The organism is Mycobacterium sp. NGS17 (assembly GCF_059813205.1).
On the sequence record NZ_JCALED010000004.1, the window covers coordinates 346,277 to 368,594 of the forward strand.

At 66.4% G+C, this 22,318-nt stretch carries 30 protein-coding genes; 15 read left to right on the forward strand and 15 right to left on the reverse strand.

Annotated elements, in window-relative coordinates:
* Nucleotides 1-505: 505 nt before the first annotated feature.
* A complete protein-coding gene (locus AC5Y7E_RS11755) occupies nucleotides 506-1,291 on the reverse strand; it encodes an SDR family NAD(P)-dependent oxidoreductase (RefSeq protein ID WP_499919507.1) in 786 nt (261 codons plus the stop codon).
* A gap of 175 nt (nucleotides 1,292-1,466) precedes the next feature.
* Nucleotides 1,467-1,802: a hypothetical protein gene (locus AC5Y7E_RS11760; RefSeq protein ID WP_499919503.1), complete on the reverse strand. Its 336-nt coding sequence runs from the start codon at nucleotides 1,800-1,802 to the stop codon at nucleotides 1,467-1,469.
* A 299-nt stretch (nucleotides 1,803-2,101) separates the two neighbouring features.
* Here AC5Y7E_RS11760 and AC5Y7E_RS11765 point away from each other — a divergent pair, with 299 nt between their 5' ends.
* Nucleotides 2,102-2,230: a hypothetical protein gene (locus tag AC5Y7E_RS11765; RefSeq protein WP_499919499.1), complete on the forward strand. Its 129-nt coding sequence runs from the start codon at nucleotides 2,102-2,104 to the stop codon at nucleotides 2,228-2,230.
* 40 nt (nucleotides 2,231-2,270) lie between these two features.
* Here AC5Y7E_RS11765 and AC5Y7E_RS11770 read toward each other — a convergent pair whose 3' ends face one another.
* The 3 genes from AC5Y7E_RS11770 to AC5Y7E_RS11780 all read right to left on the reverse strand — a co-directional run bounded on the left by AC5Y7E_RS11770 (nucleotide 2,271) and on the right by AC5Y7E_RS11780 (nucleotide 4,079).
* On the reverse strand, nucleotides 2,271-2,636 hold the full coding sequence (locus tag AC5Y7E_RS11770) for a CsbD family protein (RefSeq protein WP_499919496.1): 366 nt from the start codon (nucleotides 2,634-2,636) through the stop codon (nucleotides 2,271-2,273).
* A gap of 35 nt (nucleotides 2,637-2,671) precedes the next feature.
* Nucleotides 2,672-3,478, reverse strand: a complete 807-nt coding sequence (locus AC5Y7E_RS11775) for a hypothetical protein (RefSeq protein ID WP_499919494.1) — start codon at nucleotides 3,476-3,478, stop codon at nucleotides 2,672-2,674.
* Between the two features lie 142 nt (nucleotides 3,479-3,620).
* Entirely contained in the window at nucleotides 3,621-4,079 is a 459-nt protein-coding gene (locus AC5Y7E_RS11780; protein ID WP_499919491.1) for a universal stress protein, read from the reverse strand.
* 144 nt (nucleotides 4,080-4,223) lie between these two features.
* Between AC5Y7E_RS11780 and AC5Y7E_RS11785 the strand changes: the two genes are divergently transcribed.
* Nucleotides 4,224-4,742: a hypothetical protein gene (locus AC5Y7E_RS11785; protein ID WP_499919826.1), complete on the forward strand. Its 519-nt coding sequence runs from the start codon at nucleotides 4,224-4,226 to the stop codon at nucleotides 4,740-4,742.
* Nucleotides 4,743-4,853: 111 nt separating this feature from the next.
* On the opposite strand, the gene AC5Y7E_RS11790 is transcribed toward AC5Y7E_RS11785, so the two are convergent.
* The gene (locus AC5Y7E_RS11790) at nucleotides 4,854-5,354 is read right to left on the reverse strand and encodes an Rv2253 family sensor-like surface protein (RefSeq protein WP_499919488.1); all 501 of its coding nucleotides are present in this window, start codon (nucleotides 5,352-5,354) and stop codon (nucleotides 4,854-4,856) included.
* A 92-nt stretch (nucleotides 5,355-5,446) separates the two neighbouring features.
* The gene (locus AC5Y7E_RS11795) at nucleotides 5,447-5,638 is read right to left on the reverse strand and encodes a hypothetical protein (RefSeq protein WP_499919484.1); all 192 of its coding nucleotides are present in this window, start codon (nucleotides 5,636-5,638) and stop codon (nucleotides 5,447-5,449) included.
* 380 nt (nucleotides 5,639-6,018) lie between these two features.
* Here AC5Y7E_RS11795 and AC5Y7E_RS11800 point away from each other — a divergent pair, with 380 nt between their 5' ends.
* Both AC5Y7E_RS11800 and AC5Y7E_RS11805 read left to right on the forward strand, forming a co-directional pair.
* Nucleotides 6,019-6,225 carry a hypothetical protein gene (locus tag AC5Y7E_RS11800; RefSeq protein WP_499919481.1) on the forward strand — a complete coding sequence of 69 codons (207 nt, stop codon included), beginning with the start codon at nucleotides 6,019-6,021 and terminating at the stop codon, nucleotides 6,223-6,225.
* Nucleotides 6,226-6,391: 166 nt separating this feature from the next.
* Nucleotides 6,392-6,757, forward strand: a complete 366-nt coding sequence (locus AC5Y7E_RS11805) for a DUF732 domain-containing protein (protein WP_499919478.1) — start codon at nucleotides 6,392-6,394, stop codon at nucleotides 6,755-6,757.
* 36 nt (nucleotides 6,758-6,793) lie between these two features.
* Here the strand turns inward: AC5Y7E_RS11805 and AC5Y7E_RS11810 are convergent, their stop codons facing one another.
* Entirely contained in the window at nucleotides 6,794-7,426 is a 633-nt protein-coding gene (locus AC5Y7E_RS11810) for a TetR/AcrR family transcriptional regulator (RefSeq protein ID WP_499949032.1), read from the reverse strand.
* A gap of 76 nt (nucleotides 7,427-7,502) precedes the next feature.
* Here AC5Y7E_RS11810 and AC5Y7E_RS11815 point away from each other — a divergent pair, with 76 nt between their 5' ends.
* From AC5Y7E_RS11815 to AC5Y7E_RS11830, 4 genes are read left to right on the forward strand one after another with little or no spacing between them, the layout of a single operon-like run.
* Complete coding sequence (locus tag AC5Y7E_RS11815) at nucleotides 7,503-8,333, forward strand: mycofactocin-coupled SDR family oxidoreductase (protein WP_499949033.1); 831 nt, start codon at nucleotides 7,503-7,505, stop codon at nucleotides 8,331-8,333.
* Nucleotides 8,334-8,340: 7 nt separating this feature from the next.
* Complete coding sequence (locus AC5Y7E_RS11820; protein WP_499949035.1) at nucleotides 8,341-9,162, forward strand: mycofactocin-coupled SDR family oxidoreductase; 822 nt, start codon at nucleotides 8,341-8,343, stop codon at nucleotides 9,160-9,162.
* Complete coding sequence (locus AC5Y7E_RS11825) at nucleotides 9,146-9,964, forward strand: carboxymuconolactone decarboxylase family protein (RefSeq protein WP_499949036.1); 819 nt, start codon at nucleotides 9,146-9,148, stop codon at nucleotides 9,962-9,964. The genes AC5Y7E_RS11820 and AC5Y7E_RS11825 overlap by 17 nt, the downstream gene beginning before the upstream one ends.
* Nucleotides 9,965-9,989: 25 nt before the next feature.
* A complete protein-coding gene (locus tag AC5Y7E_RS11830) occupies nucleotides 9,990-10,910 on the forward strand; it encodes a cation diffusion facilitator family transporter (RefSeq protein ID WP_499949037.1) in 921 nt (306 codons plus the stop codon).
* An 11-nt stretch (nucleotides 10,911-10,921) separates the two neighbouring features.
* Here AC5Y7E_RS11830 and AC5Y7E_RS11835 read toward each other — a convergent pair whose 3' ends face one another.
* From AC5Y7E_RS11835 to AC5Y7E_RS11845, 3 genes are read right to left on the reverse strand one after another with little or no spacing between them, the layout of a single operon-like run.
* A complete protein-coding gene (locus tag AC5Y7E_RS11835) occupies nucleotides 10,922-11,881 on the reverse strand; it encodes a cytochrome c oxidase assembly protein (protein WP_499949038.1) in 960 nt (319 codons plus the stop codon).
* A gap of 30 nt (nucleotides 11,882-11,911) precedes the next feature.
* Nucleotides 11,912-12,256 carry a DUF732 domain-containing protein gene (locus tag AC5Y7E_RS11840; protein ID WP_499949040.1) on the reverse strand — a complete coding sequence of 115 codons (345 nt, stop codon included), beginning with the start codon at nucleotides 12,254-12,256 and terminating at the stop codon, nucleotides 11,912-11,914.
* Nucleotides 12,257-12,302: 46 nt separating this feature from the next.
* Nucleotides 12,303-12,623, reverse strand: a complete 321-nt coding sequence (locus AC5Y7E_RS11845; RefSeq protein ID WP_499919462.1) for a DUF732 domain-containing protein — start codon at nucleotides 12,621-12,623, stop codon at nucleotides 12,303-12,305.
* A 117-nt stretch (nucleotides 12,624-12,740) separates the two neighbouring features.
* Here AC5Y7E_RS11845 and AC5Y7E_RS11850 point away from each other — a divergent pair, with 117 nt between their 5' ends.
* The 3 genes from AC5Y7E_RS11850 to AC5Y7E_RS11860 all read left to right on the forward strand — a co-directional run bounded on the left by AC5Y7E_RS11850 (nucleotide 12,741) and on the right by AC5Y7E_RS11860 (nucleotide 14,629).
* Nucleotides 12,741-13,490: a Clp protease N-terminal domain-containing protein gene (locus tag AC5Y7E_RS11850; RefSeq protein ID WP_499949042.1), complete on the forward strand. Its 750-nt coding sequence runs from the start codon at nucleotides 12,741-12,743 to the stop codon at nucleotides 13,488-13,490.
* Nucleotides 13,491-13,583: 93 nt separating this feature from the next.
* Nucleotides 13,584-14,114 (forward strand): hypothetical protein, encoded by a 531-nt coding sequence (locus AC5Y7E_RS11855; RefSeq protein ID WP_499919824.1) that lies wholly within the window; start codon nucleotides 13,584-13,586, stop codon nucleotides 14,112-14,114.
* Nucleotides 14,102-14,629, forward strand: a complete 528-nt coding sequence (locus AC5Y7E_RS11860; protein ID WP_499919456.1) for a GNAT family N-acetyltransferase — start codon at nucleotides 14,102-14,104, stop codon at nucleotides 14,627-14,629. Before AC5Y7E_RS11855 ends, AC5Y7E_RS11860 begins: the two co-directional genes overlap by 13 nt.
* On the opposite strand, the gene zapE is transcribed toward AC5Y7E_RS11860, so the two are convergent.
* The gene (gene zapE, locus AC5Y7E_RS11865) at nucleotides 14,595-15,716 is read right to left on the reverse strand and encodes a cell division protein ZapE (protein WP_499919453.1); all 1,122 of its coding nucleotides are present in this window, start codon (nucleotides 15,714-15,716) and stop codon (nucleotides 14,595-14,597) included. The genes AC5Y7E_RS11860 and zapE overlap by 35 nt on opposite strands.
* Between zapE and AC5Y7E_RS11870 the strand changes: the two genes are divergently transcribed.
* The 4 genes from AC5Y7E_RS11870 to msrB are packed head-to-tail and all read left to right on the forward strand — an operon-like array spanning nucleotide 15,715 to nucleotide 19,817.
* The gene (locus tag AC5Y7E_RS11870; protein WP_499919451.1) at nucleotides 15,715-16,476 is read left to right on the forward strand and encodes a pyrimidine reductase family protein; all 762 of its coding nucleotides are present in this window, start codon (nucleotides 15,715-15,717) and stop codon (nucleotides 16,474-16,476) included. The two genes, zapE and AC5Y7E_RS11870, sit on opposite strands and share 2 nt — an antisense overlap.
* 14 nt (nucleotides 16,477-16,490) lie before the next feature.
* The gene (locus AC5Y7E_RS11875) at nucleotides 16,491-18,056 is read left to right on the forward strand and encodes an alpha/beta fold hydrolase (protein ID WP_499919450.1); all 1,566 of its coding nucleotides are present in this window, start codon (nucleotides 16,491-16,493) and stop codon (nucleotides 18,054-18,056) included.
* A 28-nt stretch (nucleotides 18,057-18,084) separates the two neighbouring features.
* Nucleotides 18,085-19,395 carry an arabinofuranan 3-O-arabinosyltransferase gene (gene aftC, locus AC5Y7E_RS11880; RefSeq protein ID WP_499949044.1) on the forward strand — a complete coding sequence of 437 codons (1,311 nt, stop codon included), beginning with the start codon at nucleotides 18,085-18,087 and terminating at the stop codon, nucleotides 19,393-19,395.
* Nucleotides 19,392-19,817 (forward strand): peptide-methionine (R)-S-oxide reductase MsrB, encoded by a 426-nt coding sequence (gene msrB, locus AC5Y7E_RS11885; protein WP_499949046.1) that lies wholly within the window; start codon nucleotides 19,392-19,394, stop codon nucleotides 19,815-19,817. The genes aftC and msrB overlap by 4 nt, the downstream gene beginning before the upstream one ends.
* Before the next feature lie 88 nt (nucleotides 19,818-19,905).
* On the opposite strand, the gene AC5Y7E_RS11890 is transcribed toward msrB, so the two are convergent.
* The 3 genes from AC5Y7E_RS11890 to hemQ form a co-directional block, all read right to left on the reverse strand.
* Entirely contained in the window at nucleotides 19,906-20,754 is an 849-nt protein-coding gene (locus AC5Y7E_RS11890; RefSeq protein WP_499949047.1) for an endonuclease domain-containing protein, read from the reverse strand.
* A gap of 119 nt (nucleotides 20,755-20,873) precedes the next feature.
* Nucleotides 20,874-21,626 (reverse strand): class I SAM-dependent methyltransferase, encoded by a 753-nt coding sequence (locus AC5Y7E_RS11895; protein ID WP_499949049.1) that lies wholly within the window; start codon nucleotides 21,624-21,626, stop codon nucleotides 20,874-20,876.
* The gene (gene hemQ, locus AC5Y7E_RS11900; protein ID WP_499949051.1) at nucleotides 21,623-22,318 is read right to left on the reverse strand and encodes a hydrogen peroxide-dependent heme synthase; all 696 of its coding nucleotides are present in this window, start codon (nucleotides 22,316-22,318) and stop codon (nucleotides 21,623-21,625) included. The genes AC5Y7E_RS11895 and hemQ overlap by 4 nt, the downstream gene beginning before the upstream one ends.

The following is a 22,318-nucleotide window of genomic DNA, read 5'->3' on the forward strand; positions in this document are numbered from 1 at the left end:
TGTCGACCCTTACCCGCAGTACCCAGGGGGCGGCGCCGGGGCGCCACGCGGTGCGCTGTCCTGATTACACAGCCCTGACTCCGAGTGTGGATGTTGGGCCGCGGTGGGGTTTGGTCCCGTGGGATTTGGCGGGGCGGGGTCTGCGTTGGCGGTGACCGCGGCCAGCACCATGACAGCCATTCCCAACCCAGATGCGAGAACGGTTCTGGCGGCCAATTTCATCAGTTTGGACTCGGTGTTGCGGTCGAGGTGCTCGGTCGGGCTCATGATGTTCCTTTTTGTGGAGGCAGCCCCCGGTGGGCCGCCCGGCAGGTAGGACCGTCTCGCCGATCGGACAGTTCTCCGGCAACGCTTTCCGCGCATCGCACAGGGCGGAGCCGGAATTCCGTGTGGCAGTGGGGTGGGCCCAAACCTAGATCGAGGCTATTCGGCAGGCCACGAGGTATGTCGCGTTTTGTCGAAATGATCGGCCAGCGCATGACGGCTCCGTCATGTGCCTCCGTAATCAAATGGTGGCGACGTAGCCGCCGTCGATCCGGTAGTCGGATCCGGTGATATTTCCGGCGCGGCCGCTCGCCAGGAACAACACGAGGTCTGCGACTTCTTCGGGAGTGGTGAACCGTCCCGTCGGTGCGCTGCTGGCGAGTTCCGCCCTGACCTCGTCGGCCGTCTGACCTTTCATCGCACCGAACTCATCGGCCATCCCGCCCCGCTGCGTCCACTTGCCGGTCGACACTGCACCCGGACTGACCGAATTGACGCGAATGTTCTTTGGCGCCAGATCTTTTGACAATGCCTTAGCGAAATTGGCGACGGCCGCCTTGGCGGCACAGTAGTCGTAGGTGTTGGGGCCGGGGGCATAGGCGCTGATCGAGCTGACGATGACGATGGAACCTCCGCCGCGCCGCTCGATCTCAGGCAGCGCCGCGCGCGTCGGGCGCACCACGCCCATCAGGTTCAGCTCCCAGGACTTCCGCCATTCGTCGTCGGAAATGCCGACGAGTCCGCCGGCGCGAACCGTGGCGCCGCCGACGTTGTTGATCAACACGTCGATCCCGCCGCGGCAGGCCGCGGCGGCGATCAATTCTTCGGCGGCACCGGGCCGGGTAAGGTCCACCGACACGTACGACACCTGCCCGCTCTCCTCGAGCAGGGGCAGCTGCTTGCCTGGGGTGCGTGACCCGGCTACCACATGCGCGCCAGCGTCGACGAGGGCTTTGGTGACCGCGAATCCGATCCCCTTGCTGGCCCCGGTGACGACGGCGATCTTGCCCGACAGATGCAGCTCCATGTGCGCTCCTTCATCCGCCGTGCCGCGCAAGACGCTACTCCGCAGTTACCGCTGGTGGCGGCGCTTTGCCGCGCGCATGCTGGCAGCGGTTCGACGAGCCGAGTCCAGAAACGGCTTTGTTCGACACAGGCCGGCCGACGATCTTCCGTCGTGAGCCCTTCGACGGCGGGCACCCTTATCGCCGGGTGCGAACGGCGGGGCAGTCGCCGCGCCAACAGGCTTGGTTGCGTCTGATTTCCTCGTTGCGGACCAACACCACTAAGGCCACCCCGAAGAGCACCAGCAGGGGCACGAACACCAGTGGGTACGCGGAGACCACGGCTAAGCCGACGAGCGTGGCCGGCACCACCGACAACATCACGGTCGTCGGACCCTGATCGCGCCGATCGACGCTCCGCGCGATCCGCACGAGGGCCGCGAAGGTCGCAGCGGCCCATGGATGCTGGTCCGACCACCTACCGTACGAGCGATGGGTCTTCAGGCCGCAACCCGTGCAGATTTGCCCGTTCACCCGCTCATGGTGCCACCGGGCCGGTAGATCTGCACCCCCACAGCGAGACTCCTCGGGGACGGTGACAGTTTCGATGACACCTGGCCTCACGGAGGCGAGTCAAAGCCTTTGTGTCACTGGCGATAGGCGATGCAACCCCACGTCATAAACGGCGGCCGAATTCAGGCTTTCGAGCCGCCGGCAAAAGCCCTTTTCGGCGGTTTGGTCAATATTGCACACGTGTCCAAAGACCGCGATAGCATCAGCTGGCCGGCGGTATTTATTGCCACGGTTGTTCCTACCCGCAGAAAGGCGAACCGATGAGCGCAAGCAAGAAGAAGATGCTGAAAGCTGCCGCAGCCGTCGCGGTGCTAACGGGTGTGATGCTGGGGGCGTCAGGCTGCATAACGATCGACCTCGGAGCACCAACCTCGGCCATGGAGAAATAGCCCGGCCGACCAACGCGGCTGCGGCTCGCGAGTTAACGAGCTATATCCGACGACGCCGTCGAGGCATTTGTCGTCGCGGTCGCGGGCGGAACGCGTCCTTGACCTTTTCACCCGCGTCTCTGAGGTGAGCGGCCCGCTGATCGGCTCTCCCCTCGGCCTCCAGCCTCGGGTCGTTGATCGCCCGGCCGAACGCCGCCTTCAGCTTTCCCGCGACCTGGTTTACCTTGTTCCGGGCCTTATTCGCACCGCTCACCAGCGTTACCTTCTCTTCCGGTTCCGAATTTTGCGCCAAGAAAGCGGCTACCCCTTTTCGTCCTGGTCCACTCCGCCAGGCAACTGTGGACGAGACCGGAAGCCCAGCGTCGAGCTGGCCGCTGCCGTCGCACAAAAAGCGCGCGCGCTGCATGCACTGGCTTGATCGCAGAAAGGCGTCTAAGCCAATCAGCCTGATTGGTCTATGACGGCAAATTTCAACCACAGGTGCTTCTTCACCGCGCGTATGTGAGCTAATGCAACGACGACCAAACTACTCGATGCACCGCCCAAAACCCCCATGAACAGTGCCATCAACACTTTATGATGGGGGGCGAATTCCCATCGTTGGAGAATCGGCGCTGCCAATCCTTCGTAAATCCCGACTAATATTGCGAACGATACGACCGGCATTTTGAACAACAGCAACCGTTGCTGCGCGGTCATCAGTTGGATGCCTAGCTTCGGCAAAGCTTTCATCGACGATGAATAAGCAGCACCCGTCAGCAGGATGCTGCCCGCCGCCGAAACGAACCCAAAAAGTATCAGATTCACGACCATCGGGAAGGTCAGAAACCCAGCGATGCACAGCTGTATCCAGAAGATGATCGCTAGTAGAACGCCACCCCAGATCCCAACAATGAACGGGTGGAGCACGCGCACTACAACCGCGTCATCGAGCCGGATCCTCACTCGGGGAAAGACGATCCAGTTCAATAACAAACAAACTACCGAGGCTCCGACGAACCCTATGACCAACCCGTAGATGCCGATAATAAGCATTTTGTTGGCGAAGGCCACGAACTGCTCGGCAACCGTCGCAGTCCGAGAAGCTCGGCCCACCCTGGGCCCGCCCTGCGAGAACACAGATAACAGCGGAACCGTGATGCCTTCGAGAATTGCGAATAGCCAAACTAAATGCCAGGACAAGTTCACGTCGGCTTTTATGTAGTCCCCCGCGCCTAATGCGCGCCGCTTGGCGCCAGTCGCGTTCATCGGCCATGCCCTTCACTTGCAGGTGTCGGCACTTATAGCTATGGCCCAGATATTATCGCTTTAACCCGGCGGACGGACTACTTCAGCCGTGTTTGTCCCTAGCCGCGAAACGCGGATTCACTGAGAAATCCGGGCCAAGGTTTCAGTCGGTGGTGTGGACGATCAACACGTCGGTCTTGACCTTGCGGGAGACTTCGGAAGGAACCGAGCCAAGCAGTCGCCCGGCGACGCTACTGAGTCCGACATTGCCGATGACCAGCAGGTCGGCATCGACCTCTTTGACCAGCTGCACCAGCGCGTGGACGGGGGCACCGACGACCGACTTCTCCTCGACGTCCTTGGCCCCGGCTTGGTGTGCCCGCTCCCTGGCGTTCTGCAGGATCGCGTAGAAGGGCGCCTCGCCCACCGTCCGGTAGTCCTGGCCGTGGTCGCTTCCCGGCGGGATGGCGTAGCGGCCCTTCTCCTCGGGGACGGGGAGATGCGCGGTGACAACGATCAATTTCGCGCCGTGATCCGCCGCGATAGCGCCTGCGCGGTCCACCGCGCGCAGCGACGAGTCCGAGCCATCGGTGCCGACCACCACGGTCTGATAGGCGCTCATTTCCCGCCCAGTGTAAAGCCGACAACCGCACCTGAGAGGCAAAACCGAATTGTTCGCGGCCGTCGCATGAACCGAAACAGCCCGCGCCCGATCCGCCCGCCTTCCCAGATGCGCTATCTTCGCGCAGTGACCAGGCCTGCGCACATGGGCGCCCTCGCAGCAACGCTGGCGGTGACAGCGTGTTTGACCGCGCCCCACGGAACCGCCGACCCGACGCCTCAACAGTCGCCTTTCCCCACCGGAAAAGCCGGTACCACCATCCACGTCACGGAGTACAGCACCGCGACCGCCGACGTCACGCTCAACAACGCGACGTGGGTCTCGTCCGGCTGTTACGGCGGGGGTTGCAACGTCATCGAACTCACCATCGCCGGCAAGTCCGACACTCCGTTCCGCTACGCCCAGACCACCGTGACCGCTGCCTCCTCTCCGTGGCGGCAGGACCCGAACCGGGATACCGAGGGCGGCTCGTCCCTGATCGATTACCAGCAGATCAACAAGATGCCGCCGCTGCGCGCCGGCAGCGTCACCAACGGCCAAACCGCCCACGGGTTCATCGCCTACGCAGGCAGCATCAACCAGGGCGACGTTTACATCGAGTTCAACGATCCCGATGCACCGGCGGCACCCACCCCATTAGCGGGCTGGAAAGTCCACACCTGAGCGCAGCCACGATCGCGAGCGCGATTCCCTGACATCAGACACGTTGCGCTGCAAGGGAACACGTCGAGACTGGTTGCCAACCCCGTGGGCCGCGTTCCCGAAGGGGCCGACTCACACGCGCTCGGCCCTCATCTCCATGTCAATCGTCCCTTGGCACGCGCCGCTGAGGATGTCGGTGTGCATGATGCCGGCGAGCGACCCGTCGGGTTGGGGCGTGTAGCGCACCGCGGCCCGGGCGGGATTCCATTGGATCGTGGTATCGGGCATCATGCAGTCCCATTGAAAATCGTTGACCTGCGACCAAGACTTTCCGTCCCAGGTGAACTGAACGGGCTGCGGAACCGTCGGGTTGGTGGGCGGAGGGCCACTGACGATGGTGGCGACGCACTTCCCGTCGCTGCAGGTCGAGCGGAAACCGTAGGTCTCGGTGTGCTGGGTTTCCGGGTCGCCGACCGCCATGCTGGTCCCGGCCTTGGGGCCGACCATGAACGTGATTGCGTACTGCCCGTTCCAGGACGGATTGTCGGCGAAGGCAGCCGGGGGAGGCGACAGGGCAATCGCGAGCGCCGCGGCGGATGAACCTGCGAAGCCCTTCAGGCGGTGTGGGGTCATGATTCCTCCTCCGGGGCCGATCCGATTGTCGTATGCGGGACCGTCGCCGACAAGGTCTTTGCCGATTGCGGCCGAGAGATCGAAAGGCCGCCTTACCAGCCCCACTCGTCGTCTTCGAGGACATCCACGGTCAAAGCGTTGTCGGCGGGGCCCTTCGTCCCGTAGGTGAAGGTGAGCAGGGTGCGGTCGTCGTCAAGGGCTTCGGTCGCGATGACGGTAGCGTGCCCGACCTTCATGCGGATCCGGTCTCCCGGCTTCAACTCGTCAACACGTTTGAGGGCCACGCTCAATCCATCAGTGCGTTGCGGCGGCGCGGTCCCCCGCAAAAACGTTGGAGGGCAGTGCCTCTCACGGCGCCTTGCGCGGTGTCGTTGGTGGTTTTCGGCGGTTCGCCGAGCAAAGTCTGGGATCTCACGGTCGAGTAGTCAGCGGCATCGGGCTGAGGTGGCCGCCAGTGCCGGAATGATCGCAGATGACTCTCTTCAATCGCCAGGTCATTATCTTTCACCGCGACCCCCTCGGGGTAAAAACGCCGAGGCGCCGTCAGATGTGGCGCGCCCGGGGAAGGTTACCAATCGGCCCCGACGGGCGCGCTGGGCCGCCGCGCCCAGGCACGTGGACCGGCCGTGTCGCGTGGCGCGGCGGCCGGAGCAAGATGTGAGACGTGAGTTGGACGAGGTATACGGGCAGAGCGCTCGCCGATGACACCCTGGACGGCGACGCGCTGCATGCCGAGCTCGAAGACGGCATCCGCGTGGGCAATCCGCATCTGACGGATGTTCGGCTCGAGCGGGCCACCGCGACCGAAGCTTTCGACGCGCGCCGGCGCTGGTATGAAGTCACCTACCTGGCCGAAGACCCGGAAGGGTAGCCCGCAGGAGCAGCGGTGCGGTCAACCATTGGCGTTGTCGTCGGGCTGACCCCTCAGGCCGGCACTCAGCGTCCGACAAGAGGACAGGCGATTCGACTATTGTCGATTCACGTCGTCCTTGACCGAACGCCGATCGGCCGCGCAGAGAACGGAGGCCCCGAGTCCGATGAAGGTTGGTTCCGGGAAGTGGCCGACCGTCTGCGCGATCGTCCTGTCCACCGCCGCGCTGGCCTCTGCGGCGCCGGCGGCAGCGGATGATACCGACGACGCGTTCATCGCGGGCCTGTCGAGGGGCGGAATCACCATGCCCGACAACGATGATGCTATTGCGATAGCCCACACGGTGTGCACCAGCATCGCCAACAACCCGAACGCATCGGTGCCGGCGATTCAGCTGGCCAGGCAAACGGACCTTTCCGTCAAGCAGTCCGCCTACTTCGTCGGCCTGTCGATAGCGACCTATTGCCCGGAATACAAGGACGATATCGACCCCTCCGTGACCTGGCTGCTGCCGTTGCCGCCGCTCATGTGATCGAGGGCCGTTGCAGCACAATGGGTTTCGCGGTGCTCAGCGCTGCACCGCCCGTGCGGGACCGTCCTCATACGCGCTGGTCAACCAGAACACCGCGCGTTCGATACCCGGCACGATTTCGGTGACGTCGATCTCCCCCTGCGTGAATCGGGTAAGGAACCCGTAGACCACGCCGGTGAGGATGAGCTCGAGATCCTTGGCGAAGCCCGGCTCCGCTTGCGCCAGTACGGCTTTGACGACCGGAACGACCGCGTCGACGCCACGCTGAATGAGGCGCCTTCCGCCAGGGCCGGATCGTGCCTGGAAATAGGAGCGCAGCATCAACGGATGTTGCTCCCACGGCTCGAAGATGGTCCGCATCACGTGCATCAGGTCCACGTAGATCGACTCGCCGGGCAAATCGTCAATCAGCGCCGGCAGGCGCGCATAGCGTTTGGCATCCATCCACCCGTCCAGGGCGGCGACAATGAGCTCGTCACGAGTGGGGTATCGCTTGTAGATGGTCGCCAGGGAGACTCGGGCCCGTCGGGCAACCTCGCGCAGCTGCACCGCCTCATAGCCCTCGCTGTCGAGCATCTCGACCACGATCTCCAGGATCGGGTCGGCTCGCCGCCTGGAAGCGTCGCCCGGCGCAACCACGCGGGGCCCTTTTGCCGTCACGGTAACCATGTTACTGTGCGGTGGCGAGTAACGGCGTTACTCGGCGCGATCTGCGCGGACGAAACAAAGGAACGAGGACCGCTCCGTGGGTTCACTAGACGGCAAAGTCGCCTTCATCACCGGAGTGGCGCGCGGCCAGGGCCGCAGCCATGCGGTGCGACTCGCGCGGGAAGGCGCCAACATCATCGGCATCGACATCTGCGCGGACATCCCCGCCAACGGCTATCCGATGGCCTCGCATCAGGAGTTGGACGAGACCGTTGCGCTGGTCGAAGAGGCGGGCGGCAAGATGCTGGGCACGGTGGCCGACGTCCGCGACTTCGAGCAAGTCAAAGCCGCAGTGGATGCCGGCGTGGAGCACTTCGGGCGCCTCGACATCGTGCTGGCCAACGCGGGAATCGCACCGCTGGCGTTTCGGCAGTTGAGCATCGAGGAGGAACTCGCCCAGTGGCGGGCGGTCACCGGCGTCAATCTCGACGGGGCGTATCACACGGCGTGGGCGGCGGTCCCGCATCTGCTGTCCGGTAACCGCGGCGGGGTCATCATCTTCACCAGCTCGACCGCCGGCATCAAGGGCTTCGGAGGTCTGCAGGGCGGCGGCCTGGGCTACGCGGCATCGAAACACGGGATCGTCGGGTTGATGCGCACCCTGGCCAATGCCCTTGCACCGCTGAGCATTCGGGTGAATACGGTGCATCCGACCGCCGTCAACACGATGATGGCGACCAACGACGACATGACCGAATTCCTGGAACACAACCCCGGTGCGGGTCCCCACCTGCAAAACCCGATGCCCGTCGGCATGCTGGAACCCGAAGACGTCAGCGCCGCCATCGCCTACCTGGTCTCCGACGAGGCGAAGTACGTCACCGGCGTGACATTCCCCGTCGACGCCGGCTTCTGCAACAAGGTCTGACACACCGATGACGACCAACAACGCAGCGGGCCGCGTCGCGGGCAAGCGGGTCTTGATCACCGGGGCCGCACGCGGCATGGGACGTTCGCACGCGGTGCGCCTCGCCGAGGAAGGCGCCGACTGCGTCCTGATCGATATCTGCTCCACGCCAGAGGGTTTGGAGTATCCACTGGCCACCGAAGACGACCTGCACGAGACCGCGCAACTGGTCGAGAAACACGGCCGCCGCGCGATCACCCGCATCGTCGACGTGCGTGACGAGGCCGCCATGAAGGCGGCGGTCGACGCGGCCGCCGCCGAACTCGGCGGACTCGACGGAGCGGTCGCCAACGCCGGCGTGCTCACCGTCGGCACCTGGGACACCACCACCGCCGAGCAGTGGCGGCTGGTCCTCGACGTCAACCTCATCGGCGCCTGGAACACCTGCGCGGTCGCGCTGCCCCATCTGGTCGCGCAGGGCGGCGGGAGCCTGGTCAACATCAGCTCCTCGGCTGGCATCAAGGGCACCCCGCTGCATGTGCCCTATACGGCGTCCAAGCACGGTATCGTCGGGATGACGCTGGCCCTGGCCAATGAGCTTGCCGCGCAGAACATTCGCGTCAACACCGTGCACCCAACCGGGGTGGCCACCGGAATGGCTCCGCCGAACATGCACACGCTGATCGCCGAGCAGCGACCCGACCTGGTGCCCATCTTCCTCAACGCCCTGCCCGCACCGCTGATCGAAGCGTCCGACGTCAGCAACGCGGTGCTGTACCTGATTTCCGATGAATCTCGTTACGTCACAGGACTCGAACTGAAGGTCGACGCCGGTGTCACCATCAGATAAGGCTCCAACGCGCGACAGGGCGCGACGTGAACGCGGGCTGCGCACCTTCGCCGAGGTGATGACGATCGACCCGCCGGATGGCGACACTCCGTGCGCGGGCGGGCTGATCGATTTCGTCTTCGGCGAGGTGTGGCCGCGCCCGGGGCTCAGCCGCCGCGACCGACGGTTCGTGACCCTGGCCTGCGTCGCGGCCGCCGACGCGCAGGCGCCCCTCGAGCAGCACGTCTACGCCGCACTCAACAGCGGTGACCTCACCATCACCGAAATGCGGGAAACCGTCCTGCATTTCGCCGTCTACGCGGGCTGGCCGAAGGCGTCGCGGTTCAATATCGCGGTGGATCTGGAATGGGCCAAGATCGCCGAGGCGCGCGGCGCGCCGCCCCCTCCCCCGGAGCCGTTGCTACCGCTGCTCACCGCCAGCGATCCCGAGCAACGGCTCAAAGGCGGCGAGGAGTCATTCAAGGAGATCAACTGCCTACCGTTCGCGCCGACGCGCGACAACCCGTATTCGGGAGCGGGCATTTTGAACTTCGTCTTCGGCGAGATGTGGCTGCGACCCGGCTTGGGAATGAAGGAACGCCGTCTTATTACCGTCGCCTGCGTCGCCTTCCAGGATGCCGAAATCCCGATCGTGTCCCATGTTTACGCGGCACTCAAGAGTGGCGACGTCTCGTTCGAGGAGATGGACGAACTCGCCCTGCAGTTCGCCGCGTACTACGGCTGCGCCAAGGCCGACTACCTCAACCAAGTGATCGCCGAACAGAAACAACGGGTAACGGCCGAGCTGATCAAGGGCGCCTGAACCGCGAGTGCGGCATGCTGGCGGTATGCATGTCATCAATGGAGTCCGTGACCCGGCTGCAAGCTTTCCCCTGGACACCGCCGCCGACGACGCCGGCGAGCGCCGGCAGGCCAACCGCGCCGTCGCCGTCAGCGCCGTCGGGCTGGCGCTGACCGGACTGGTCGAGTTGGTCATCGCGCTGCTGTCCGGCTCGGTGGCGCTGCTGGGCGATGCGCTGCACAATCTGTCGGACGTCTCCACCAGCGCCCTGGTGTTCATCGGCTTCCGCGCCTCGCGCAAACTGCCCACCGAGCGGTACCCCTACGGCTACGAACGCGCCGAAGACCTCGCCGGAATCGGTGTGGCCCTGGTGATCTGGGGCAGCGCCGTCGTCGCCGGCTTCGAGAGCGTCACCAAGCTGCTTCGACACGGTGGCACCGGTTACGTGGGCTGGGGCATCGGCGCGGCGGTCGTGGGCGTGGTCGGCAACCAGCTGGTGGCCCGCTACAAACTGGTGGTGGGCAGGCGAATTCGCTCGGCGACCATGGTGGCCGACGCCAAGCATTCCTGGCTGGACGCGTTGTCGTCGGCAGGCGCGGTGCTCGGACTGGTGGGCGTGGCGCTGGGCTGGGGCTGGGCCGACGCGGTCGCCGGGATCGTCGTCACCGGGTTCATCTGCCATGTCGGCTGGGAGGTGACCGCCGATATCGCGCATCGCCTGCTCGACTGCGTGGACCCCGACGTCATCACCACCGCCGAGGCCGTCGCCGCCTCAGTCCCCGGCGTCACGCACGCGCACGCGCGGGCCAGGTGGACCGGGCGGACCCTGCGCGTCGAGGTGGAAGGCTTTTTGAACGCCGACACTCCGCTGGCGGCCGCCGACCAGATCGGCCGCAGCGTCGCCGCGGCGCTGGCGCCTCGGATTCCGGAGATGCAGAGCTTCACCTGGACGGCGCGGGCCGCCTAGGTGGCCGGACGTCAGCCGCGACGGAACCGCTCCCGCAGCTGCGGGTCGTTCTCCCACCAGAGCGCCGAGGGCGCAGCGCCTTCAGTCTCGGCGTCCTCGGCGCTGTGCGCCTTCGCCTCGGCCTCGTCCAACTCGGCGTCGACGGCGACCGCGTGTGCCCTCTCGTCGCGGGACATCGCGCGCATCAGCAGCAGCACAAACGGCCACCCCACCAGATCCCCGAGGATCCACAGGACGCCGGCGCCGATCGTCTGGTCGAGACGCGGGTCGGGACCCCAAGACCGTTGTAGCCCTGCATAATACGCCGCACCGATCAACGAGCCCTGCCAGACGACCAGTCCCAGAACGCCGTCACCGAGCGCCTCGGCGACGGTGATCAACAGCGAGATCGACTGCGGATACCTGCGCGGCACGGGGTCTTCCTGCAGCCGGGCATAGAAGTAGCCAAAGCCTGTAGCCACCAACAAGATTCGCGTGGGCGCACCGACCCACTCGTCCCGCAGGGCCGCGGTGTACCACGGCGTCAAGTACAGCAACCAGGGCGTGGCGAGCATCGCCATCGACGTGGTGGCCGGATGCGCGAGCGCGCGCGCGAACCGGGTGGCCAACAGCCGATCGATGCGGTCGCGGCCCGCCGGCCCAAGGGCGTCGCGAAAAACGGTGACCGGCTTGGCCTGTGCGATGAAGAACGGCACGACGTAGAGCAGTAACAACACCTGCAGCGCGCGCACCCAGAACAGGACGTAGGCATAGGCACCGAGGGCGCTGATCGTGGCCAGCAGCCACACCAGCATGCCGACACCGAAGCACGCGGCGTTCGCGGCACGCACCGCACTTTCGGTGTCGCGACCGCGCCGGTAGCACCAGGCGTATCCCGCGGTGAGCACCGCGACAAAAGCCGCGGGGACGAGGTCGAAATGCCAGGTCTGAACGGCCGCGTCCCATGTCAGCGGTCCGGGATCGACGCGCACGGCCACCAGCCTATTGCGGCCCGGATTGATTCAGTTGCCTGCGGCGCCGTCCGGCTTCGGACCGCGGTCCTCGCCGGTGATGTACTTCGGGCAGTAATGGGCGGCCGAGAGGTAGGTGAACTTGGCCGCGGCGGCGCCCTGGAAGGCCGGATTCTGGTTGCGCAGGTCCGTCACGATCTTCGCGTCGGACTGGCCGTCGTCGAGCAGTTCGCACACCGACTTGCCGATGGTGATCGCGTTGCCGCCGTCCTGATACGTGATACCGGCGTCGCGGAGGTCTTTGAGGAAGTCCTGATCGTTGTCGACGTCCGCGTGCGCGGGCACAGCCAGGACGATCGTGGTTGCGAGGCCGGTCAGCCCAAGGAGAAATCGCATAACGCAGTGATTGTCGCAAAGCCGCCCGTAATCGGCATCTCGGGCGCTACGAGCCGTTCGGCGCGCTCGGCGTGATGACGCTCGGGCAGTACGTGGTGGCGGCGATCGCCGCGAACTGGTTGGCCTTGTCCTGGCTCAGTGCGGTGTTCTTGGACAACAGCGTCTTGACCACGTCGGGCATCGGCGTGCCCTGACCGACGGTGTCGCACACCCATCTGCCCGCACCCACGGCCTTGCCCGGGTCGGCGAACGTGATGCCTGCCGCCTTCAGCGAAGCGATGAACGAGTCGTCGGTGCTGTCGGCATGCGCCGGTGCGGCCATGCCTATCGCGACGGCCAGACCACACAGCGTGAGCAGTGGCTTCATGACTGACGAATTCTCCCAGAGCGGTCCACTTGCCCGCACCGTTTTGAGCGGCGGATATGGGCAACGACGTCAACCCATGGTTGACTCCAACGGGTGCGTCAACTTAGGGTTGACGATATGTCCGAGCCTGTCCGCATCGCCTATCCGATCCGCCTCGACGAGTTGATCAACGCCATCAAGGCGACCCGCCCGGATGTACTGGATCAACTCGCCGACGCCGTCTTGGCCGCCGAGCATCTCGGCGAGATCGCCGACCATTTGATCGGCCACTTCGTCGACCAGGCCCGCCGCTCCGGAGCGTCCTGGACCGACATCGGCAAGAGCATGGGCGTCACCAAGCAGGCCGCCCAGAAGCGATTCGTGCCCCGCGCCGAGCCCGCCGCCCTTGATCTCGAACAGGGCTTCGCGCGCTTCACCCCGCGGGCTCGCGGCGCGGTCGTGGCCGCCCAGAACGCCGCGCACGAAGCGGGCAACAGCGAGATCACCCCCGACCATCTGCTGCTCGGCGTGCTCAGCGACGCGGCCGCCCTTGCGACGGTGCTACTGCGTCTGCAGAACGTCGACACCGAGGCGCTGCGCGCCGCCGCGACCGAGTCGATCGCCGCGCTACGCGTGAATGCCGAACCGCCACAGCTCATTCCATTCAGCGGGCCGGCGCGCAAGGCGCTAGAGCTGGCCGTGCGCGAGGCACTTCGGCTGGGCCACAACTACGTCGGCACCGAGCACCAACTGCTGGCGCTGCTGGAGCTCGAGGGCGGGGACGGCCCGCTGCACCTTGGCGGAGTCGACAAAGACCGGGTCGAGGCGGATCTGCTCACGGCGCTGCAATCCCTCGCCGGCGGCGAAAGCGCCGCCCGCGAGGGCTGATCAGTGCGGCCGACCGCTCCCTTCCGCATCAGCGCGTGTGCGATCATGCGAAGGTCCCCCACAACGGCGTCAAGGAGGCACGACATGGCGAAGATGCACCGCTGGCTGCTGGTGGTGTGCGCCTTTCTAGTTGCCGTCGCCGGCGTCACCGCTGCCGGCATCGCCGCGATTCCGATGCCGCGCGCATGGGCCGGTGACGCGCCGATCGGCCACATCGGTGACACGCTTCGGGTGGACAACGGCACGTTCATCGCCGACGTCACCGTGAGTGGTGTGGCGCCCTGCGACCCGCCGCCGGGATTCGGCTACACCCGCGAAGGCACCTTCAGAGGCTTCCCGGGGAGCACCGTCGACCGCGCGGACGTGACGGTCCGTGCGATCCGCGTGCCCAATCCGTACATCATGGCGACCGTCCTGAGTTTCAACGGAGTGACCCCGACCGCCGACGCCTATAAGCCGCGAGCCTCCGACGCACCCGACGCGCTGGACAACGTGCTCGTCAACGCCCCGAACGGGGCGATCGTGCGCGGCGGCGTGTACTGGGACGCCTACCGCGATCCCGTCTCCGCCGTCGTCCTGCTGGACAAGAAGACGGGTTACCACCTCGCGCAGTGGAACCTCTGACAGGAGCGTTTGAGGTTGCGTCGGCCGATTCCGGTGACGCCGTAGAGCTGGCCGCCGTTGCGGCACAGACCTTTCCGCTGGCATGTCCGCCCGCCGCGAGCCCGGACAACATCACGTCGTTCATCGAGGCCAACCTGTCGGCCGACCGATTCGACGAGTATCTCAAGGATCCGGATCGCGCCCTGCTCACCGCCCGCCACGACGGCCGAATCATCGGTTACGCCATGCTGGTTCGTGGCGCGGGCGCCGATGCCGCCGAGCTGTCCAAGATCTACGTGCTGCCCGAGTACCACGGCGTCGGGGCGTCGACCGCGCTGATGGGCCTCGCGCTGGCCACCGCCGGCGACTGGGGCGCGCGGCGCGTGTGGTTGGGCGTCAACCAGGAAAACCAACGCGCACAACGATTTTACCTCAAGAGCGGGTTCACCATCGCGGGCAACAGGACGTTTCAGCTGGGCACCGACGTCGAGAGCGACTACGTCATGATCCGCGAACTGGGTCCGCCGCGGCGGTGAGCGCCAGGAGCCGAGAAGTGGCCCGCAGATACTTCTTTCGGTATCCCCCGGCCAGCATCTCCTCGCTGAAGATGGTGTCCAGCTTGGCGCCCGAGGCCACCACCGGAATCCCCGCGTCATAAAGCCGATCGGTCAGCGACACCAGCCGCAGGGCGACGTTCTGATCGTCGATGCCGTGCACTCCGGTCAAAAACACCGCGCTGACCCCCTCGATCAGCGTCAGATACCGCGACGGGTGCATCGTGGCCAGGTGCGCACACAGTGCGTCGAAATCGTCGAGCGTCGCGCCGTCGACACGCGCGGCGCGCGCAACCACCTCGTCGTCGGACAGCGGCCGCGGCGCCGGTGGCAGGCCGCGGTGCCGATAGTCGGGCCCCTCGATCCGCACCGTCGTGAAAATGCTTGCCAGCGTGCTGATTTCGCGCAGAAAATCCTGCGCGGCGAAGCGTCCCTCGCCGAGCTGCTCGGGCAGCGTGTTGGAAGTGGCGGCCACCGACACGCCGCGCTCGACCAGCGACGAGAGCAGCCGCGAGATCAGCGTCGTGTTGCCCGGGTCGTCGAGTTCGAATTCGTCGATGCAGACCGCCGTGTAGTTGGCCAGCAGGTCGACGCACTCGACGAAGCCGAACACGCCGGCCAGCTGAGTCAGCTCGCCGAAGGTCGCAAACGCCTTGGGAGCCGGGCCATCCGGTGGCCCACCCGGCCCCTGGCCCGGCAGCTGGTAGTAGGCCGACGCCAGCAGGTGCGTCTTGCCCACGCCGAACCCTCCGTCGAGGTACAACCCGACCCCGGGCAGAATCTCCCGCCGGCCCAACAGCTTTCGCCGTCCGGCGCGCCGCTCGACGGCTTGCCGGCAGAAGTCCTCACACGCCAGCACCGCGGCGGCCTGCGTCGGCTCCGCCGGATCGGGCCGATAGGTCGCGAAGCTCACTTCGGCGAAGGTCGGCGGCGGCCGCAATTGGGCGATCAGCCGTTCCGGCGACACCGTCGGATGCCGATCCACCAGGTGAGCAGGCGTGGCCGAAGCGCCCGCAGAGGTGGACCCGTGCATGCAGGAACTGTAACGGCGTGCTGCAATCAGACCCATGCCCGACTCCGGCGCCGCACTGTCGCTGCTCGCTTCGGTACGCGGACTCGGCGACGACGACCTCGCCGCGCTCTACGGCTACCCCGAGCACGACGGGACGTGGGTGCGGGCGAACTTCATCACCAGCGTCGACGGTGGGGCCACCTCGGGCGGCAGCAGCGGCGCGATGGGCGGCGCGGGCGACCGGTTCGTCTTCAACCTCCTGCGTGAGCTTGCCGACGTCATCGTGGTGGGGGCGGGCACCGTGCGGATCGAGGGTTACTCCGGCGCGCAGGTCGGCGTCGCCCGGCGCCAGCGGCGGCAGGCCCGCGGTCAAAGCGAGGTCCCGCAGCTGGCGATCGTGACCGGATCGGGCCACCTCAACCGCGACATGGCGGTGTTCACCCGCACCGAGGTGCAGCCGCTGGTGCTCACCTGCGCGGCCGCCGCGGAGCAGACGCGCCGCGCGCTCAGCGGCCTGTGCGAGGTGCTCGACTGCTCCGGCCGCGATCCCGAGAAAATCGACCAGGCCGCCCTGCTGGCGGCCCTCCGCGCGCGGGGCATGCGGCGCATCCTCACCGAGGGCGGACCGACGCTGCTGGACTCGCTGATGCAGCGCGACATGCTCGACGAGCTGTGCCTGACGATCGCGCCCTGCCTGGTCGGCGGCCAGGCGCCGCGCATCGCGACCGGCCCGGGCCAGCTGCTCACCCGGATGCGGTGCGCCCACGTCCTGACCGACGACGCCGGCTACCTTTACACCCGCTACGTCAGGGCCTAGCTACTGTGGTCGGCATGAGTCGGCCGTCCACGTGCGCCACGATCCTGGTTGCGCTGACCGCGTTGCTGGCAGGCTGCGTCCCGGGCCTGGCCGCCGATCCGCGGTTCGCCACCAATTCCGGTGCGCGGCCGCAGGGGGCGGCGACCTCGAAGCCGGCGCCCAGCGGCCCGCCCGCGATCGCCGCACCAAAGAACGACCTGGCGTGGCACGACTGCACCTCACGGGTGTTCGCCGACGCGGCGGTCCCCGCCGCCGCGGGCGTCCAGCTGGATTGCGCGACCTACGACGCCGACCTGGATCCGGTCAACGGAGGGGGCGGCAGCCTCAGCATCGGCGTTGTGCGCGCCCGCTCCAACCAGACACCCCAGGACGCCGGGCCGCTGGTGTTCACCACCGGCTCCGATCTGCCGTCCTCGACGCAATTGCCGGTCTGGCTGTCACGGGCGGGCGGCGGCGTGCTCGCCACCCACCCCATCGTGTCCGTCGACCGCCGGGGCATCGGGATGTCGAGCCCCATCGACTGCCGCGACAAATTCGACCGGCAGCAGATGCGCGACCAGTCGCAGTTCCAGAGCGGCGACGACCCGGTGGCCAACCTGTCCGAGGTCTCCAACACCGCCACCACCAACTGTGGCGACGCCGTCGGGATCGGGCCGAACGCGTCCTCCTACGACGACGCGCACGCCGCGTCCGACATCGAGCGGTTGCGCACCGTGTGGGACGTGCCGGCCCTTGCGCTGATCGGCATCGGCAACGGCGCGCAGGTGGCGCTGGCCTACGCGGGCTCGCGGCCGGACAAGGTGGCCCGCTTGATCCTCGACTCGCCGGTTGCGTTGGGCACCAACGCCGAGGCCGCCGCCGAGCAACGCGTCAAGGGCCAGCAGGCCGCCCTCGACGCCTTCGCCGCGCAGTGCATCGCGGTGAACTGCGCGCTCGGTGCGGACCCGAAGGGCGCCGTCAGCGCACTGCTGGCCGACGCCCGCGCGGGCAAGGGGCCCGGTGGCGCGTCGGTTGCCCAGGTGGCCAACGCCATCACCGTCGCGCTCGGCTATCCCGCCGGCGGCCGCGTCAACGCCACCACCAACCTGGCCAACGCGCTCGCGGCCGCCCGCTCCGGCGACGCCAACGCGCTGAACAATTTGATAAACCACGCCAACGCCATCCAGGACTCCGACGGCCAGTTCGTCAACGTGTGCAGCGACGCGGTCAATCGCCCGACGCCGGACCGGGTGCGCGAACTCGTCGTCGCCTGGGGCAAGCTCTACCCCGACTTCGGCACCGTCGCCGCGCTCAGCATGGTCAAGTGCGTGCACTGGCCCACCGGCTCGCCGCCGCCCACACCGAAGACACTCAAGGTCGACGTGCTGCTGCTCGGTGTGCAGAGCGATCCGATCGTCGGGACCGACGGCGTCGCGGCGACCGCGGCCAGCATCATCAACGCCAGCGCCGCCAGCAAGCGGGTCATGTGGCAGGGCATCGGCCACGGCGCCAGCATCTTCTCCGGCTGCGCCGTTCCGCCGCTGATCGGCTACCTCAACAGCGGCAAATTGCCCAACACCGACACGTACTGCCCGGCCTGACGCTGCTTTCCGGCGTCCGTGGGCGCCGGTGTACGGTGCGCTGGTGACGGCAGCTGAATCGACCCGAACGGGCTTGCGTGAGCGGACCCTGGCCGCCTTTGGTCCCCGCACCGGCCCGCTGAGCACACCGACCGTCCTGCGGATGGCGCTGTGGCCGGTGGCCATCATGTCGGTGTTGCACCGCAGCATCATCCTCACCCTCAACGGCAATATCACCGACGACTTCAAACCGGTGTACCGCGCGGTCCTCAACTTCCGGCACGGCTGGGACATCTACAACGAGCACTTCGACTACGTCGACCCGCACTACCTGTATCCACCCGGCGGCACGCTGTTGATGGCGCCATTCGGATACCTGCCCTTCACTCAGTCGCGCTACCTGTTCATCCTGATCAACACCGTGGCCATCTTGATCGCCTGGTACCTGCTGCTGCGGATGTTCAAATTCACGCTGGCTTCGGTGGCCGCGCCCGCCCTGCTGCTGGCCATGTTCTGCACCGAAAGCGTGACCAGCACCCTGGTGTTCACGAACATCAACGGCTGTGTGCTGCTGGCGGAGGTCCTGTTCTTTCGCTGGCTGCTGGACGGGAGGGTCGGACGCCAATGGTGGGCCGGCTTGGTGATCGGGCTGACGCTCACGCTCAAACCCGTGCTGGGCCCGCTGCTGTTGCTGCCGCTGCTGAATCGGCAGTGGCGGACGCTGGTGCCGGCCATCGCGGTCCCCGTCGTCGTCAATGTGGCCGCATGGCCGTTGGTGAGCGATCCCATGGACTTCGTCACGAAAACGGTGCCCTACTTCCTGGGCACCCGGGACTATTTCAACAGCTCCGTCGAGGGCAACGGCGTGTACTTCGGCCTGCCCACCTGGCTGATCGTGTTCATGCGAATCCTGTTCACGCTGCTGATGATCGGTGCGATGTGGCTGTTGTACCGCTACTACCGCACCCGAGACCCGTTGTTCTGGTTCACCAGCTCCTCGGGTGTGTTGCTGCTGTGGTCGTTCCTGGTGTCGTCGCTGGCCCAGGGCTACTACTCGATGATGCTGTTCCCGTTCTTGATGACGGTGGTGCTGCGGAATTCGCTGATCCGCAACTGGCCGGCGTGGCTCGGGATCTATGGCTTCATGGCGCTGGACGACTGGCTGATCTACAAGTACATGAGATACGGCCGCGCCTTGCATTACCTGAAGATCACCTACGGCTGGTCGCTGCTGCTGATCGTCGCGTTCACCGTGCTGCTCTTCCGCTACCTGGACGCCAGGGCCGAGAACCGGGTGGACGACGGCCTCGATCCCGCGTGGCTGACGCCCGAGCGCGAGCGAGCTAGCGTGGAGGCATGACCTCCCCCGACGTGTCGCAGCCCAAGGTGCAACTGAGCGACGACGAGTGGCGCAAGAAGCTCAGCCCCGAAGAATTTCACGTGCTGCGCCGAGCCGGCACCGAGCGGCCCTTCGTCGGTGAATACACCGACACCAAGACCGAAGGCGTGTACCAGTGCCGGGCCTGCGGCGCCGAATTGTTCCGCAGCACCGAGAAATTCGAATCGCATTGCGGTTGGCCGTCGTTTTTCGACCCGGCCAAATCCGACGCCGTGATTCTGCTGCCCGACCATTCGATGGGCACGACGCGCACCGAGGTGCTGTGCGCAAACTGCCACAGCCACCTGGGGCACGTATTCGCCGGTGAGGGCTATCCGACGCCGACGGATCAGCGCTACTGCATCAACTCGGTGTCGCTGCGGCTGGTGCCGGCGGGCGGCTGAGGGCGGCTGGTTTTTCGTCGCGGCGGCGGTTCTCCCGCCCGCGACATTTAACCAGTTGCGACGACACGCCGAACTCGATCGCAACGCTTTACATCTCGCGGCAACCTCGACGGATGAGTGCGTCGCGCACGCGCCGCACGACGTCTTCGGGTTTGTCCTCGGCGATCACCCGGACGACGATCCAGCCGAGCTCTTCAAGCTTGCGTACCCGCCACTGGTCTCGGGCGTACTGGCGACGGTCGGCGCGGTGATGATCACCGTCATACTCGGCGGCCACTTTGTATCTCTCCCAAGCCATATCGAGCACACCAACCGTTCGCCAGTTCTCGTTCACGGGTATCTGCGTCTCGGGTGCGGGCAGCCCGGCATCGACCAGCAGCAGGCGCAGCCAAGTCTCCTTGGGTGACGCGGCGCCGGGATCGATGAGCGGGAGCGCCGCGCGTAGGCGTCGCAGGCCCCGCGCGCGCGGGTACCGCTTGGCCAGCAGCGACACCTGCTCGACGCCAAACGGCGTCGCGCGCATCAGCGCGTCGAGTCGCGCCACCGCCTCGCCCCTGGGCAGCCGCCTGGCCAGGTCGTAGGCCGTTCTCGCCAAAGTGGTCACCGGCAACCCCGCGATGCGGGTGATCTCGTCCGGCTCAACTCGCTGATTGCGGGTGATCACGCCGGCCGGAGCATGCGGGTTACGCCAGATCAACTCGATGGGTTCGTCGTCGTCGATCCAATTCGAGCCGTGCAACTTCGCCGCGGCCAGTCCGGCGATCACGGCGCGGCGGCCCGACCACAGCCATGCCGCAACACATCGCGTTCGCAATGGCGGTGCGGCGTCGCCTGACAGATAGACGTCGGGATAGATCGCACGGTGCTGGGTTCGCAGCTGATATGGGCTCAGGCTTCCGCGGCGCACAGCCTCGCTGCCTCTGAACACGTCTTCCACGCAATGAAGACGCGCTTGCCCGCTGCGGGGATCCACCAGACTTAAGCCAGCGCGACACGCGTCGGCGTGTCGTCGCAGCGGTGTAAGTGTCGTGACAAGAAGTGGGCGCCGGGCGCCCGTCAGTCCACCCGCGTGGCGTGCACTTCCCAGAACGGGGCGTGCGCCCGGCCGCCCTCGAGCCACGGCTCGATCACGCGGAAGCGCTCCAGCAATTTCTCCGCCTGATCGGCCAGGTCCGGGTTGCGCTGTGCCATCGCCTCGATGGACTCGACGCTGACGTTGACCCGGTAGGTGGTCGTGCCCAGGTAGGTGATCTCCCAGCCGCCGTCGGGAAGCACGTCGCGAAAGTCGTTCTCCGACAACGACCTCAGCATCTTGAAGCCGTTGACGTTGTGTTCACCGAACTCGAACATGTACAGCCGGGCGCCCGGCTTGGTGGCGCGGTGCAGTGCCTGCACATAGGACCTGCGCAGTTCGGCCTCGGTGCTGAAGGTGTGATAAAACGCGCAATCGACCACCGTATCGAACCGGCCGTCGAAACCGTCCAGCTTCGTCGCGTCGGCCAGCTCGAAATTGACCGACACACCGGCCTTTTCGGCGTTCTGCCGAGCCCGCTCGATGGCTCCCGCCGAGCCGTCGATGCCGGTCGCCGAATATCCCTTGGACGCGTAGTAGATCGCGTGGTGGCCCGGACCGGTGCCCGGGTCGAGCACCTCGCCCTTGATCGCGCCCAGCGCGACGAGCTGCTGGACCACCGGCTGCGGGCCGCCGATGTCCCACGGTGTGGCGGCCGGCAGGCCGTGCCGCGTCCGCTGATCGCGGTACATCTCCTCGAAGCGGGTGGGATCGGTCGGATCGAAAGGCGTTGTCATGGCAGGGCGTTCACCAGCTGCTCGACCGCAACCCGGGGGCCGGTGAAGAACGGCGTCTCCTCGCGGGTGTGCCGGCGGGCGTCGGTGGCACGCAGTTCGCGCATCAGGTCGACGATGCGGTGCAGTTCGGGAGCCTCGAAGGCCAGCAGCCATTCGTAGTCGCCGAGCGCGAACGCCGGGACAGTGTTGGCGCGGACGTCCTTGTACTCACGCGCGGCCATGCCGTGTTCGGCGAGCATGCGGCGGCGTTCCTCGTCGGGCAGCAGATACCACTCGTAGGACCGCACAAAGGGATACACGCAGATGTAGGCGCCGGGTTCCTCGCCGGCCAGGAACGCCGGGATGTGGCTCTTGTTGAACTCGGCCGGCCGATGCAACGCCACGCTGCTCCACACCGGCGAACTAACCCGCCCCAGCGCGGTGGTGCGCCGGAAATCGGCGTAGGTGGCCTGCAGCGCCTCGACGCGTTCGGCGTGGGTCCAGATCATGAAGTCGGCGTCGGCGCGCAGGCCCGCGACGTCGTAGAGGCCGCGCACCACGACGCCGCGCTCCTCCTGCTGCTTGAAGAACGTCGACGCCTCATCGATGACGTCGTCGCGCTGGTCACCGAGCTCACCCGGCTCAACGGAGAACACCGAGAACATCAGGTAGCGGATCGTGGAGTTGAGCGAGTCGTAGTCGAGCTTGGCCAT